This window comes from Sulfuriferula multivorans (assembly GCF_003851125.1).
Taxonomy (GTDB): domain Bacteria; phylum Pseudomonadota; class Gammaproteobacteria; order Burkholderiales; family Sulfuriferulaceae; genus Sulfuriferula; species Sulfuriferula multivorans.
The window spans coordinates 55,220-69,851 of sequence record NZ_BGOW01000017.1 but is presented as its reverse complement, the minus strand read 5'-3'; the positions used below and the strand labels follow the sequence as shown (position 1 = coordinate 69,851).

17 protein-coding genes are annotated in these 14,632 nt (G+C 61.3%); all 17 read left to right on the top strand.

Annotated features, from left to right (window positions below; all coding sequences use genetic code 11):
• The first annotated feature begins 13 nt into the window (after positions 1-13).
• The 17 genes from EI185_RS10050 to EI185_RS09970 all read left to right on the top strand — a co-directional run bounded on the left by EI185_RS10050 (position 14) and on the right by EI185_RS09970 (position 14,629).
• Positions 14-958: a major capsid protein gene (locus EI185_RS10050; protein ID WP_124705016.1), complete on the top strand. Its 945-nt coding sequence runs from the start codon at positions 14-16 to the stop codon at positions 956-958.
• A 103-nt stretch (positions 959-1,061) separates the two neighbouring features.
• Positions 1,062-1,247, top strand: a complete 186-nt coding sequence (locus tag EI185_RS10045; RefSeq protein WP_124705015.1) for a hypothetical protein — start codon at positions 1,062-1,064, stop codon at positions 1,245-1,247.
• Positions 1,248-1,249: 2 nt separating this feature from the next.
• On the top strand, positions 1,250-1,660 hold the full coding sequence (locus EI185_RS10040; RefSeq protein ID WP_124705014.1) for a gp436 family protein: 411 nt from the start codon (positions 1,250-1,252) through the stop codon (positions 1,658-1,660).
• A complete protein-coding gene (locus EI185_RS10035; protein WP_124705013.1) occupies positions 1,657-2,091 on the top strand; it encodes a phage tail terminator protein in 435 nt (144 codons plus the stop codon). Before EI185_RS10040 ends, EI185_RS10035 begins: the two co-directional genes overlap by 4 nt.
• A gap of 1 nt (position 2,092) precedes the next feature.
• Complete coding sequence (locus EI185_RS10030) at positions 2,093-2,881, top strand: phage tail tube protein (RefSeq protein ID WP_124705012.1); 789 nt, start codon at positions 2,093-2,095, stop codon at positions 2,879-2,881.
• Positions 2,882-2,912: 31 nt separating this feature from the next.
• On the top strand, positions 2,913-3,422 hold the full coding sequence (locus EI185_RS10025; protein WP_124705011.1) for a phage tail fiber protein: 510 nt from the start codon (positions 2,913-2,915) through the stop codon (positions 3,420-3,422).
• A 4-nt stretch (positions 3,423-3,426) separates the two neighbouring features.
• Positions 3,427-3,879, top strand: a complete 453-nt coding sequence (locus tag EI185_RS10020; RefSeq protein WP_124705010.1) for a hypothetical protein — start codon at positions 3,427-3,429, stop codon at positions 3,877-3,879.
• Positions 3,880-3,881: 2 nt separating this feature from the next.
• On the top strand, positions 3,882-4,322 hold the full coding sequence (locus tag EI185_RS10015) for a hypothetical protein (RefSeq protein WP_124705009.1): 441 nt from the start codon (positions 3,882-3,884) through the stop codon (positions 4,320-4,322).
• 5 nt (positions 4,323-4,327) lie between these two features.
• On the top strand, positions 4,328-6,031 hold the full coding sequence (locus tag EI185_RS10010) for a LamG-like jellyroll fold domain-containing protein (RefSeq protein ID WP_124705008.1): 1,704 nt from the start codon (positions 4,328-4,330) through the stop codon (positions 6,029-6,031).
• Entirely contained in the window at positions 6,028-6,318 is a 291-nt protein-coding gene (locus tag EI185_RS10005; RefSeq protein WP_124705007.1) for a hypothetical protein, read from the top strand. Before EI185_RS10010 ends, EI185_RS10005 begins: the two co-directional genes overlap by 4 nt.
• A gap of 114 nt (positions 6,319-6,432) precedes the next feature.
• Entirely contained in the window at positions 6,433-6,771 is a 339-nt protein-coding gene (locus EI185_RS10000) for a hypothetical protein (RefSeq protein ID WP_124705006.1), read from the top strand.
• Positions 6,772-6,773: 2 nt separating this feature from the next.
• Positions 6,774-7,064 (top strand): hypothetical protein, encoded by a 291-nt coding sequence (locus EI185_RS09995; RefSeq protein ID WP_124705005.1) that lies wholly within the window; start codon positions 6,774-6,776, stop codon positions 7,062-7,064.
• A 114-nt stretch (positions 7,065-7,178) separates the two neighbouring features.
• Positions 7,179-9,947, top strand: coding sequence for a hypothetical protein (locus EI185_RS09990; RefSeq protein ID WP_124705004.1), 2,769 nt, complete (start codon positions 7,179-7,181; stop codon positions 9,945-9,947).
• Positions 9,947-11,146 (top strand): hypothetical protein, encoded by a 1,200-nt coding sequence (locus EI185_RS09985; protein ID WP_124705003.1) that lies wholly within the window; start codon positions 9,947-9,949, stop codon positions 11,144-11,146. The genes EI185_RS09990 and EI185_RS09985 overlap by 1 nt, the downstream gene beginning before the upstream one ends.
• An 11-nt stretch (positions 11,147-11,157) precedes the next feature.
• Positions 11,158-12,135, top strand: a complete 978-nt coding sequence (locus EI185_RS09980) for a hypothetical protein (RefSeq protein WP_189836364.1) — start codon at positions 11,158-11,160, stop codon at positions 12,133-12,135.
• A gap of 2 nt (positions 12,136-12,137) precedes the next feature.
• Positions 12,138-13,832: a hypothetical protein gene (locus EI185_RS09975; protein WP_124705001.1), complete on the top strand. Its 1,695-nt coding sequence runs from the start codon at positions 12,138-12,140 to the stop codon at positions 13,830-13,832.
• Positions 13,829-14,629, top strand: a complete 801-nt coding sequence (locus tag EI185_RS09970) for a phage BR0599 family protein (protein ID WP_124705000.1) — start codon at positions 13,829-13,831, stop codon at positions 14,627-14,629. The genes EI185_RS09975 and EI185_RS09970 overlap by 4 nt, the downstream gene beginning before the upstream one ends.
• The last annotated feature ends 3 nt before the right edge of the window (positions 14,630-14,632 follow it).

The window sequence follows — 14,632 nt, the reverse complement described above, 5'->3', positions numbered from 1 at the left end:
AAGGAGATTCAAAATGCCCCAAATGACCCCCGCCCAGGCCCGCGTGATCGACCCGATCCTGACCACCGCCGCCCAGGGCTACAAAAATTCCGAGATGGTCGGCATGAACCTGTTTCCGTCGGTGGCCGTCGGCCAGCGCGGCGGCAAGATCCTGTCGTTCCGCAAGGAAGATTTCCGCCTCTACGCCACTGGCCGCGTGCCGGGCGCCAACACCAAGCGCGTGCAGTTCGGCCACGACTCGGGCAGCTATGCGCTGGAGTCGCACTCGCTCGAGGGCATGGTGCCGTATGAGCTGATGGAGGAGGCCGCCGCGGTGCCGGGCATCAACCTGGGCATCGGCGCGGTCAATAAAGTACAGAACATCATCGCGCTGCGCCTGGAAAAATCCCAGGCCGATCTGGCCACCACCGCCGCCAACTATGCCGCCGCCAACAAGATCACGCTGGCCGGTACCGCGCAGTGGAGCGATTTCGCCACCGGCGTGTCCGACCCGGCCGCCGACATGGAAACCGCCAAGGACGCGGTGCGCGCGCTGATCGGCAAACGCCCCAACACCGTGGTGATGGGCGCATCGGTATTCGCCAAGCTGCGCAACCACCCCAAGGTGATCGACCGCATCAAGTACACCGGCCGCGATACCGCCACCCCCGAGCTGCTGGCCCAGATGTTCGGCGTGGCGCGCGTGGTGGTCGGCGATGCGATTTATGAAAACGACGCCGGCGCGATGGCCGACGTGTGGGGCAAGTCGGTAGTCATCGCCTACACCGACATCGGCGGCATCAACGACATGGGCCTGCCGACGTTCGGCTACACCTACCGGCTGCGCGGTTACCCGATCGTCGAACAGGCGTACCAGGACCGCAATGCCAAATCGTGGATCTACCCGGTCACCGACGAAGTCAGCCCGGTGATCGCCGGTGCGTCTGCCGGTTACCTGATCTCTGCCGCTGTCGCTTAATAAACAATCTGTCCACGAAAAACACGAAAATCACGAAAGAAAATCGTTTTTGCATTGTTCGTGCCGTTCGTGTTTTTCGTGGATAAACAAACAGGAGAACAACATGGCTGCCAAGAAAACCAAACCCGATGCCGCTGCGCCGACCGGCCACCAGGTGCTGTCCCCGCTCAACCATGACGGCGTGCTCTACGCCGTCGGCGACACGGTCGAGCTGGACGATGAGGAGATGATCGCCAAACTGCGCGAGCAGGGCGTGATTCATCACCCTGACACCGACGCTGCCGAGTAATCATGGCCTATACGACTCAGGCGGAAATGGTCGATGCGTTCGGCTCGCTGGAGATCATCCAGCTGACCGACCGTGCCGATCCGCCGCTCGGCGCGGTGGATGCGGCCGTGCTCGCCACCGCGCTGGACGATGCCGCCGCCGAGATCGATAGCTACCTGGTGGGGCGCTACACCCTGCCGATGAGCCCGGCGCCGTCGGTGCTCAAGCGCTTCAACCGCGAGATGGCGCGCTACCTGCTGTACAAGGATGCCGCCCCGCAGGAAATCGCCGACCGCTACAAATCGGCCATCAAATTTTTGACCAACGTCGCCAACGGTGTTGCCAGCCTCGGCCCGGATTCGGTCGGCCAGCAGGCGCCGGGCGCGGTGCAGTACGTCGCCAACCCCAGTATTTTCGGCGGGATTGAACTGTGATCGCCGACTACCTCGCCGCCGGCGCGCTGATCGAGGCGCATGTGCGCGCCAATCTGCCGCAGCTGGATGTGAAAGCCATCACCGACATCGCCGATCTGGATGCCAAGACGGCTAAAGATTTGGCGCTGTTCGTGATTTACGACGGCGATACCCCGGCCGGCATCGCCGGGCAGAACGAATCGCAGCTGGTGCAGCAGCACTGGCTGCTGGTGCTGGCGGTGCGCAACCGGCGCGGCCAGGCCACCGGCGCCGGCGTGCAGGATGCCGCCGGGCCGCTGCTCGCCGAGCTGATCGCGCTGATGCTGGGCTGGCGGCCATCCGCCGAATTTACCGCGCTGCGCCGCGCCAGCGCACCCAAACCGGGCTTCTCCGCATCGTTCGGCTATTACCCGCTGCGTTTTGAAACCTATTTGATCACCGAAGGAGCATGACATGCCGCTGAACACGTTCACCAAATCCTATTCCGTCTTTTCCGGCGAGGTGTATTTCGACAAGGAAAACACTTCCGGCGTGCTGACCGGCGAGCGTTATTTCGGCAATACGCCGGGCGGCGAGATCAGCGTGCAAAGCACCGTGCTTGACCACTACGACAGCGACACCAACGTGGTGGAAAAAGATTTCAGCCTGCCCTACAAGATCGACCGCAAATTGACGCTCACCGTCGACGACATGAGCAACGACAACATCGCGCTGTTTTTCGCGGGCGGCATCAGCACGCTGGCACAGGCGGCCGGCAGCATAGTCGACGAATCGAGCGGCCCGGTCACTCCCGGCCTGCATTACCAGATCGGCGCGTCGCTGGCCAACCCGACCGGCGTGCGCAATATCAGCGCGGTCAGCGTCAAGGTCGGCGCAACGGTCAAGGCGCTGAATACCGATTACCTGCTCGACCTGGTACGCGGCCGCATCCTGCCGGTGGTGGGTGGCACCATCCTCGCCAATGACACCATCCTGGTGAGCTATACCAAGGCCATCGCCACGCGCAGCCAGATCGCCACCGGCGTCTCGGCCAGCATCAACGGCGGGCTGCGTTTCCTGGCCAACAACCTGACCGGCGCCAACCGCGACATCTACATGCCGCGCGTCAGCCTCAAGCCCACCGGCAGCTTCAAGCTCAAAGGCGGCGGCGAGAACCCGGCCTACGCCAGCCTGCAGTTCGAGATCGAGATCCTCAAGCGCACCGGCTACCAGGCGATCTACATCGACGGCCAGGCGGCTTAAGTACTCAACCTAACCACTAAGGACTCTGGACATGAAACAACTCAACCGCATCTTTACCGCCGCACTGCTGGCCTTTGCGCTGGCGTTCCCGAGCTGGGCATCCGCCGCCGCGCTGACCGATTTCGCCGAAAACAAGATCGTCGACGCCACGCTGCGCGCCCAGGCCATCGGTACCCCCGTCACCTGGTATGTGGCGCTCTATACCGTCTGCCCGACCGACAGCACGGCCGGTACCGAAGTCACCGGCGGCAGCTATGCGCGCGTGGCGGTCACCGCCGGGCTCGCCGCCTGGGCCGGCACGCAGGCCGCCGGCAGCACCGTGGCATCGAGCGGTACCGGCGGCACCACCAGCAACAACGCCGTGATCACGTTCCCGACGCCGACCGCAGGCTGGGGCACCGTGGTGTGCTGGGGCATCACCGACGCGGCGACGGCCGGGAACCTCTGGATCTACGCCGCGCTGACCATCAGCAAAACCATCAATACCGGCGATGCGGTGTCGTTCGCGGCCGGTGCGGCCACGTTCCAGATCGATAACTAAGATCATGCTCAGCGATGCCCAACTCAATACCGAGCTGACCACCGATCCGATGGCGCTCGGCTATGCGCCGTACGTCACAGCTGGCAATGACAACGAATGTGCGGCGCTGATCAATGCGCTGACAGGCCCAGGTGCGGCAACGATCAGCCTGCCGTCCATCTCGCACGACACGTTTGCGCTGCTGATTGCGCCGGTTGTAATGGCGCTGAGCGGCGCTACTACTGCGCTGCAAGCCAAGTGGACGCCGATGCTCAATCTGATTATCGGGGTGACTGTAGTGACGCTGGACGCAACTGTACTTGGGCTGCTTTCTGCGCTGTCTATGGATTTCCCGACGTACTTGCCCACTGCATCTATCACCGCAGCGACATCCCGGATCGGGAGCCGCGCAGAAGTGTTGTGGGGTTCCGGTGCATCGGTGCAGCCGATTGACGTACAACACGCGATGGGGCGTTAATCATGCTACCTCTATACGTACGATTCGTAGCACAAAATTCCACTGGAGTGGCCTTCGGCGCGACCGACACACTCACTCTGATCGGGCGATTCAAGCAGATTTTGACCGCGACTGGCGTGATTTCTGACACGGCAATTGTCACGCCACTGGCCACCACATCAGGCAATAGCCTGGCATCTGGCGCATACGTGGCAAGCGCGTGGATTGACACCTCCAACCTCGGCGGCGGTGGCGTAGGAACCACCCAGGGAATGCAGTTTGATGGCACCTTACAGGCCAACATCAGCACAGCCACGCCTGCCGGTAACATCAATGTTTATATGCAGTGGTCGCAGGACAATGGCACCACGATCCCGGCCAACGGACAGGGGCAATTGCTCATGTCGCCAATGGTGTGTACCGCAGTTGGAGTCCAGCCGATCACTGAAATAGCGGCTAGGTAATAGCCGTGGCGCAGCTTTTTATTCCGGCCCCGCAGATACTGGCGAATTTCAACCCGGATTTCCCGGTTGAGATAAATACTGAGAATCCGCTTACGGTTGGCATATCCAAAGTTTTCGCCCAGATCAACGATGCTGCTGCTATCGGCGGGATTACACCGCTAATCGGCGTAGGCGGTAGAGCGTTTCACGGCACGTCGCAGATAGCCTATTACAAGGCTAGTCCGACTAAAATCCTCAGCGGCCAGCCTGTTTGGTCGGTAATGGCGGTTATATCTACTACCAAAGTACCCGGTGGGAGCGGTAGCTCGATTTATTGTGAGAGAGCCGCCACTGGCTCGGATATTTTAAAATTAGGTTTTGGTATTAGTGCAGCAACGTATCAGGCTGGATTCACTGTTCGAAATGACGCGGGAGCGATATTCAATATCGAAACCGGGCCAGCTATTAACGATGGAAAACGCCACGTTATTCATGGCGTGCGCTACTCTTCCACCGATCATCGGCTCTTTGTTGATGGCGTACAGGTCGCTGCAATCACTACATCCATCAGCAATGCCTATACCAATCCTGTGGATTCGAGAATAGGCGCAGACGCAGGGGACTCCAATTCGTTTTTTAACGACCCGATTTATTTGGTAGCTCTTTGGCCCAGGGCGCTCTCGGCAATTGAAATATCACAGCTAGCTAAAAATCCCTACCAGCTCCTGCGCCCCAAACAGCGCGACCTGTATCTGGTAGCCAACACCGCCGGCATCATCGACCTCGCCGGCGCCGCCGCCGCCACTGCCGCCGCCAGCGCGTCACTCTCCCAATCCGTCCCCCTCACCGCCGCCGGTATCAGCGTGGCCACGGCGACCGGCGCGCTCAGCATGGCCAAGCCGGTGGCGGGCGATGCATTTGGCAGTGCAACAGCAGCAGCCGATCTGGCGGTCTCCGCAGGTGCGCTGCTCGCCGGTACCGCCACGGCGACGGCCAATGCCCAGGGCGGGCTGTCGCTCTCCGTGCCGCTGTCGGTGGCGGCCATCGCGCAGGCGCTGGCCAGCGCGGGGATCACGCAGGCGACGCCGGTGGCTGGATCCGCCGCGGCGAATGCGATTGCCGGCGCAGATCTGAGTCAAGCCGACCCGCTGTCCGGATCTGCTGCCGCCAATGCCACCGCGACGGCCGATGTGTCGCTCAATCTCAGCCTGGCGGGATCGGCGCTGGCCGCTGCGCTGGCCGCGGCGGGCCTGACGGTGATCAATGCCTCCAGCCTGTCCGGCGATGCGGGGGCGGTCAGCATCGCCAGTGCCGCGCTGGACCACGGCGTGCCGATGACGGGAGCCGCTATCACGCTGGCCACGGCCACCGGCAATGTGACGCAGATCGTGCCGGTCAATTCATCCGCCGCGGCACTCAGCATGGCAACGGGCGGGCTGGATATCGGCGTGCATCTGGATGGCGCGGCGCTGGTCGCGGCGCTGGCCGCCGCGGGGCTGGATGTGACCGGCGCCACGTCGCTGGCCGGTAGCGCCGCTGCCGCCAGCAGCGCATCCGCCACGCTCACGCTGCGCGTCAACCTGGACGGCGCCGCGCTGGCCAGCGCCCAGGCCGCCGGGCTGCTGGCCGGTAACGGCCTGATTAAACCCCATCCCGATTACATCGCCGTCGCCGCATCGCGCAACTACCAGGCGGTGGCGCCGGCACGCAGCTACAGGGCCATCGCATGACCGAATTCCGCCCCAAACATCCGTCCGAAGCGTTCGCGCTGGAGTTCGATTTCTCGCGCCTGACCACCAGCATCGATAGCGCCACCATCGCCATCACCGTCGTGGCCGGGGTCGATGCCAGCCCCGCCGCGGTGCTGGACGGCGCCGCGCAGATCGTCGGCGCGGTGGTGTACCAGCGCATCCGTGCCGGGGTCGATATGACCAATTATTTTTTCGAGGCCAATGGCGTCAGCGGGCTGGATAAATGGAGCATCGAGGCATTGCTGCCGGTGCGGGTGAAACGCTGATGCGCAAACCCGAAACATCTGTCCACGAAAGACACGAAAAGCACGAACAAGGAAAAAGCAGTTTTTATTTCGTGATTTTCGTGCTTTTCGTGGACAAATAAAAATGGAAAAAATATGAACCGCACCCTCGATAACGCCGTGATCTGGATCATGGTCGCGCTGTGCCTATTGCCCAGCCTGGTCGTGGTGCCCGCGCTGCTGCTGGTGTCGCGCCATGCCGGCCCGCGCAGCGCCAATATCCTGCTCGCCATCGACCTGCTGTGGAATGCGCTGTCGCGCGGCAGCCCGTTCCAGACCATCTCCGCGCGCGCCTGGTATAACCGCGCCGACCCGCGCTGGCACCGGCTGGTACGCGTGCTGGATGCCTTGCAGACAGACCATTGCCTGAATGCCTATAACGCCGAGCTGGCGCGCGCCGCGCGCCTGTTGCAACCCATAGAAAATAGAAAGTAGCCATGAACAAACGCGTCGAACTGGATGGACTGATCATCACCGTGCACGAAATGACAGTGGGTGAGGTGCGCGCCTGGCAGCATGCCGTCGAGACCGAAGGCGAGGTCGATGCGCTGTCGCACATGCTGATGGACGGCCTGCGCATCCCGGATCTGTACTGGATGTCCGACCTGACCGCGGACAAGGCGGAACAACTGCGGCCGTCGGAGATACGCCGCATCGAGGCCGCCGCCCGGGAGCTGAACCCGGATTTTTTTACCATGCTGGCGCGGATCTTTCCGGCGGCCAGCTGACCCTGAAAAAACTGGACGAGTGGATCTGCGCCGTGATCGGCGGCGGCCATGCCCAGGCACTGGATTATCCGTGGAGATTGTTTCTCGCGGCAACCGAGCAGATGAGTAAAAAAAATGAGCGGTAACATCATCTTCGGCATCAAGATTACCGGCGACGCCAGTAGCGCCAAAAAGGCGATCGAGGAAACCCGCCAGGCGGTAGACCGGCAAACCGGTGAGCTGCGCCAGAAGATGGGCAGCGCGGGTAAGGATATCGCCGCCACGCAAGCCGGTCTGCTCAATACCGCACGTATCAAGCTGCCCGATCCGACCGCCGAGATGCGTACCGGTATCAGCCGCACCAGCGAGGCCGTCACGGCGCTGCAAAGCCGCCTCGCCGCCGCGTTTGCGGTGGGTGCGGTGATCACTTTCGTGCGTAATACCACGCAGGAATTCAGCCGCGCCGAAGCCGCCTATCGCGGCCTCGAGGCGGTCGCCAACAGCACCGGCCTGGGCATTGCCGAGGCGCAGAAAGTCGTCAGCCGGGTAACAGCCGATGGCCTGGTTACGGTATCGGATGCCTCCAAGGCACTGCAAAACCTGTTGTCGCGCGGCTACGATGTCAGCCAGGCTGAATCGACGCTGAACCACCTCAAGGATTCTGCCGCGTTCAACCGCCAGGCCAGCCTGTCGATGTCCGAGGCGGTGCTGACTGCCACCGAAGGCCTGAAAAACGAGAACTCCATACTGGTGGACAATGCCGGCGTGACTAAAAACGTCTCGGTGATCTGGAAGGAATATGCCGACTCGATCGGTAAATCGGTTGCCAACCTAACCACGCAGGAAAAAATCCAGGCCGAAGTCAGCGGCATCATGCGCGAAACGGCTGCCCAGGCCGGCAATGCGGCCGAGGCAGCAAAAACATTGCAGGGTGAACAGGGTAGGCTGGATTCGAGCACGAAAAAACTCAGCGCATCGATCGGCCAGACCTTGGTGCCAGTAATGAAGGGATTGGTAGTTGTAGGCCAATTTTTGATCGATAATTTTTTCAAGCCGGTGGTATTTTTTGCCGGTGCAATGGGCATTGCAGTCGGACGCGCCGCAGCGAATACATCGGCGTTTTTCGATTTGCTGAAAACCCGTGATTTCGGCGCATTTACTAAACAACTTGCTGCCAACAAAGCTCTTGCTGAGCAGTCATTGATTGACAGCGCGGGAAAACTCAGCGCTGATACGCTGAGTTTCACCCCGCGCGCACCCGGACCGCTGCGACAGCCAGCAGCAACCCCGCCCGCCAAACCCGACAAAAAAGCCGCTGCCGATGCCGCCCGCGCCGCCAAGGCCGCTGCCAAGGCGCAGCTGGATTACCAGCGCGAGGCGGCGATCCAGGCAGCCCGGCTGGAGCAGGATGAGATCAAGCGCTCCATCGATGCCAACCAGCATGCCTACGATGATAAGCTGATCAGCGCCGACCAGTATTACGCCGCGCTGGCTGCGCTGCAGCAGCGGCAGGCGGATAACGAAATCGCCTTGCTGGTAAAGCAGCGCGCCGTGCAGGTCGCCATCCAGACCGACCCCAAGGCGGCGCTGGCCGACAGGATCGCCGCCGCCACGCAGATCGCCAAAATTAATACCGATATCGCGCTGACCGAGCGCGACCTGGCCGACCAGCAGGCTGCATCGCTGCGGGCGCGCGTGCTGGCCAATGCCGAGGCGGTGAAATCGGCGCAGGACATGGTCGACGCACTCAACCAGGAGGCGTTCGCGCTGGGCCTGACCGACGATGAGCGCGCCCGTGCCGTGGCGCTGCTGGAGCTGGAAAACCTCAAGGTCAAACTCACCGCCGATCAATACACCAAGCTGGGCATTGCGCTGAACAGCGCGCTGGATTCGAAATCTGCCGCAGATGCCCGTAAAAAATCATTGGACGATGCGAAAAAACAGGCCGAGGATATTTACAGCGCGCTGACCGAAAACCTGCAGCGCAGCATCGCCGAGGTGCTGCAGAACGGTTTTAACGGAGACGGCGCGCGCGGTGCGGTGCTGGGCCTGGTCAACATCATCAAAACCTCGCTCAGCAACGTGCTGGCGGCCAATATTACCGATACCATCCTGTCCGCGTTTCCCAAGGATTCGGTCGTCGGCCTGGGCGGTCTGCTCGGCCTGGGCGGCGCCAAGCGCGGCGAGACCGCGCTGACGCCGATGTATGTCCAGGATGTCAGCGCGGCGAGCGGTGCCGCCGGCCTGCTCAAAACCGGCGATGCCAAAGGCCCGGTCAGCAGCGTATTCGATGCCATCGGCACCAAGGTCGGCGGCATATTCGACGAATTCAAAACCAGCACCGGCAGCTTTTTCAGCGAGTTTTTCAGCGGATTGAAAGGCGGATTCGGCGATTTGTTCAACGGCATCGGCTCGCTGTTTTCGAGTATTTTTTCAAGCGGATCGGGCAGCGGCAGCGGTAGCGGCATCTGGGGCAGCATTTTCAATGCCGCGGCCAGCTATTTCTCCGGCGGGACAAGTGCCGCGGCCAGCTATGCCACCGGCGGCTATACCGGCGACGGCGGTACCTATCAGCCCAAGGGCATCGTGCACGGCGGCGAATACGTGTTCAGCAAGGCCAGCGTGCAGCGCCTCGGCGTCGGCGCGCTGGATAACCTGCACCGCCTCGCCAAGGGCGGCATGATCCCGCATGGGCCGCGCTTCTCCTACGCCGAGGGCGGCATGGTCAACCTGCCCAGCGCGGCCAGCCCGTCACCTACCATCAATAACAACAATTCGACCAAAATCGTCAACGTGATCGACCCGTCGCTGGTGTCCGGATTCCTCGCTACCAGCGCGGGCGAGCGCGCCATCCTCAACATCATCGAGCGCAATCCCGGCTCGATCAAACAGGTGATTTCCTGATGGCCTATAAAACCGGCACCGCCACCAGTTACCGCGATCTGCTGCGCATCGTGCGCCGCTTCGTCACCGGCCGCGCCCAGCCCGGCACCATTGCCCAGACCGGCACCGGCAACGGGCTGCTGACGCTGCTCGAACCCGGCGTCGCGGCGCCGTCGGAGACCTGGACCCTCACCTGCACTGCGGCCGCCGTCAACGCCGGCACGTTCAGCGTCAGCGGCTCTGTATCCGGCGTACAGCCCGCTGCCACGGTAGGCGTGGCCTACGTCAACGCACTACTCAATTTCACGATCACCGATGGTACGGTGGATTTCATCGTCGGCGACCAGTTCGTGGTGGCGGTGGTGGCATCCGGAATGATTGCAGGCGAGCGCTGGGTAGATGACCGCTGGATCGACGGCGCGACGACGCAGGAATGGCTCACTCATGCGCCGGGGCTGGCGGGGACGGATGCGATCTATGGCGGCGTCTATTCCAGCCAAGATAGCGGTGCACCGTATTATCGCTGGCAAATCGGCGCCAATATCGGCTATGTCGGCGGAAATGATTTTTTCAGCCAGCCGGGCAGATTGCCAGCCGGGCAGAATTTTCCCGGCGTTACGCTGGCGAATACCGCCATGCCGTACTGGCTGGTAGCCAGCGGGCGACGCCTGGTGCTGGTAGCCAAGGTCGGCACTGTCTATGAGGCGATGTACCTGGGGTTCATCCTCCCCTATGCAACACCAGGCCAATATCCCTATCCGCTGTTTGTCGGCGGCTCGCTTACCGGTTCGGCCGGCTGGCTATCCAGCCTGACCGGACCGGATCACCGGCATTTTGTCGATCCTGGTAATTTCACATCTTCATCTACAAGCAGTATGTCGCGGCTGCGTGATACCAGTGGGCGCTGGGCAATTTTTATGAACAGATCAGGCACATCAGAAATTTATACTACAGATACTGGCTCAACGTCTTATTACGACGGATCTTTACCGGCATTGCGCGAAGCGCTAACCGGAGAATATGCATTATTGCCAATCTCTCTGAAAGAAACCTATTTAGGTATTAGTAATGTTTATGGTGAATTCGATGGGTGTTATTGGATTAGCGGATTTGGCAATGCAGCTGAAAACACGATCACTATCGGCGCGGACAACTACCTTGTAGTACAAAATGTCTACCGGGTCGGCGTGGCCGATTTCTGGGCGCTCAAGCTCGCATAAGGACAAATAAAATGACTTACCAGACCGGATCATTCAGCACTCCAGACCAGTTGCTCTCGGCGATCCGAAGTTTTTCGGCGCTCAATGGCTGGACCGAGAACCTATACGCCGCCAACGGAACCGGAAACCGGCTGCATATCAACAAAGGCACGATTTTTCTGAATTTCCGCTCGGCCGTGGCGGAAGACCTGCTAAACAATACCACATATGGATTTAATCCTATCGCGGTCACCGGCGTCGCCTGTTCGATTTCCACCGGCTATCTCAGTACCTCCGCCTGGAACGCACAGCCCGGCAGCATCGCCGGCAACGGCTACAGCGGCACATTCAACCACAGCGCCTCGGGCACCTATCACCTGTTTGCCAGCGTGGCGCCGGACATGTTGTTTTGCGTGGCCGAGGTATCTCCAGGGATAATCAACCACCTCGGCGGCGGTATGTTGACTAAAACAGGCACCTATCCTGGCGGTGAATGGATAAGCGGCAGTTATTTTTGCGATGGTGCTATTTATGATACCGCCTCATATAAAAATTACATTACGCCAGGATCGTCGGCAGGTCATCACCTGCGACCATTACCATTTTTGTGGTCTAATTTTGAGCAAGCTCCGGCAACGCAGGTCCATGCGGATTACGACACATACACCGGATTCGGTTACATCTCGAATGATGCAGATCGAACTCGAGCGCCTTGGTTGACTGGACCAATGCTGCGCCTGTTTTTCAATGGTCCGGCAAGTAACCCTGTTGCCAATGCTTTCAACGGAATTTCCCCGATGTCGCCAGGCTATGTGTTCGGCCAGCGTCCCAGCGGATTCTGGTCACCGCTGGGCTATGCCCCGCATCTGAGATTCCTGAATATTGCAAACTATTCGATCGGCGACATCATCACCCTGGGCAGCGAGCAGTGGATGGTATTCCCAGGCTACCAGAAAGACCCGACGCAATATTCATTCAACTACGGCTACGCCGTGCGCTACCAGCCCTGATCATGCCCAGCTTCGCCGGTCAGCTATTCCCATCCGCCAGTTATGACAATGTCACGCTGTGGCAGCGCAGCGCGAATATCAGCGCGTTTACCGCGCTGGACTGGGCCACGGCGATTCAGGCCACATATGGCACGCCCGCTATTTCCGGAAGCCAGACCAATAACCTGCCGATCAGCGAGATTCCGCGCGCTTATGCCGGCAGCAAATTCAACACCTTTGGCGACGACTGGTACCACCGCGTGCATATCCTGCCGCGCACCCTCGATCTGGGCAACCTGCTCAGCATACAGACGCGCACTGCCGAGGTATGGAACGCGCATTTCGTCAGCCAGCTGCTGGCGTCGATCGCCGAGTCCGGTACCGCCGGCATCACCAACTCCGGCATCGCCGCGCCGCTGACTTTTGCGCCGCTGGAATCGAAAATCTATACCCTGAACGTGGATACCGCCGGCCCGGCCACCATCGACGGGCTGTACACGTTTTCCTTCCCCACCGAATCGCCAGTGCTATCGGTCATCGGCCGCCGTGTAGTGGTATTCGGCCATGCGCCGAACTGGGCCGAGCCGATCACCGAAACCCACGACTGGTTCACCGACATCATGGCCAGCTACGGCGGCGCCGAGCAGCGCGTGGCGCTGCGCGAATTCCCGCGGCGCGGGCTGAGCTACTCGGTGATCACGCAGGACCAGCACCAGTCCAACCGCCTCGACACGGTGCTGATCGGATGGCAGGCGCGCCTGTTCGCGCTGCCGGTATGGACTGAGGTGCAGGTGCTGGCATCCGATCTGCCTGCCGGTGCATTGATTATCCCCTGCAATACGGCGGGCTATGAGTTCGCACCCGACCAGCTCGCCATCCTGTGGCGCGCGCACGACCAGCATGAGGCAGTCGAGGTGCTGAGCGTCGGCGCTTCATCAGTAACCCTGAAACTGGCTACACTATCTGCCTGGCCAGCCGGCACGCGTTTCTATCCTGTCCGCCTGGCGCGTTTGCCCAAGTCGCAAAAGCTCACCCGTTACACAGCGCAAAACAATGTTGCGCGCTTCGATTTCGCCATCGACGATAATCCCGGGTTCAGCGCCATCGACAGCGCCACGCTCTACCAGGGCTATCCGGTGCTGACCGACCGCCCCAACTGGGTCGATAATCTCGACCAGGAAATGCTGCGCAAGCTGGCCACGCTGGATTACGCCACCGGCAAGCCGTGGCAGGACGATGAATCCGGCCTGGCCGCCCTGCTCAAGTCGTTCGGCTGGCTGTTGCGCAGCCGCGCCGACATCGCCGCATTCCGCAGCTGGCTGTATGCGCGGCGCGGTGCGGCAATACCATTCTGGAGCGAGTCGCAGGGCAATGATCTGGCCGTGACGCGTACCGTATCGCTCAGCGACACGCAGATCGTGGTACGCAACATCGGCTATACGCAGCTGATCAACGCCGCGGCGCACCGCCGCGACATCGCCATCCATACCGTTGATGGCGATGTTTATTACCGGCGCATCACCGGCGCCACTGAGATCGATGCCAGCGAGGAAACCCTGGGCATCGACACCGCGCTGGGCATCACCTACACTGCCGCCCAAATCACCGGTGTGCATTTCATGAGCCTGTGCCGGCTGGATAGCGATTCGGTGCAGATCGACTGGCGCTCGGCCGCCATCGCCGAAGCCAGCCTGATGATACGGGGGCTGCCGGCATGAGCTACAACACATTCGAGACCTCCATCCATGACGGCCAGCCGGTCGAGCTGTACCAGTTCACTGCCGGTACACAGGCCTGGCGCTACACCAGCGCCGATGCCACGCAGATATACCTGTCGCAAAGTTTCGAGCCGCGCGAGATCGAGCGCGGCAAGGTGGGGCAAAGCCCGGAGATCGCCAAATCCAAGCTGGACCTGAAAATGCCGCGCGATAATCCGCTGGTCGTCACGCTGATCGCCGCGCCGGTGCAGAACGTGCTGCGCCTGGATATTTTGCGCAAGCACCGCACCGATACCGAATTCGTCACGCTGTGGCGCGGCCGGGTGATGGGCATCGCGCTGCAGGGCGCCGAAGCAACGATGAGCTGCGAGCCGATCTTCACCAGCCTGAAACGCATCGGCCTGCGCGCCGTGGCGCAGCGCCAATGCCGCCATGCGCTATATGACGGTGGCTGCGGCGTATCGGACAGCGCCAATTCCGCCAGCGGCACGCTGTCGTCGGTGAACGGCGCCGTGATCGATGCGGCGGTATTCGCCACCCAGCCAAACGGCTGGTGGGTGGGTGGCAAGGTCAAGTTTGGCGTGGACACGTACCGGATGGTGGTGGCGCATACCGCTGCGCAAGTCACGTTGGCCTCGGCGCTGCCGGGGCTGGCTGCCGGTCAATCCATCGTCGCCTATCCGGGCTGCGACCATACCCCGGTCACCTGCGACGCTAAATTCGCCAACATCGCCAATTACGGCGGGCTGCCCTGGATGCCGCAGAAAAACCCGTTCGCGGGCGATTCCAGCTTTTAAAGG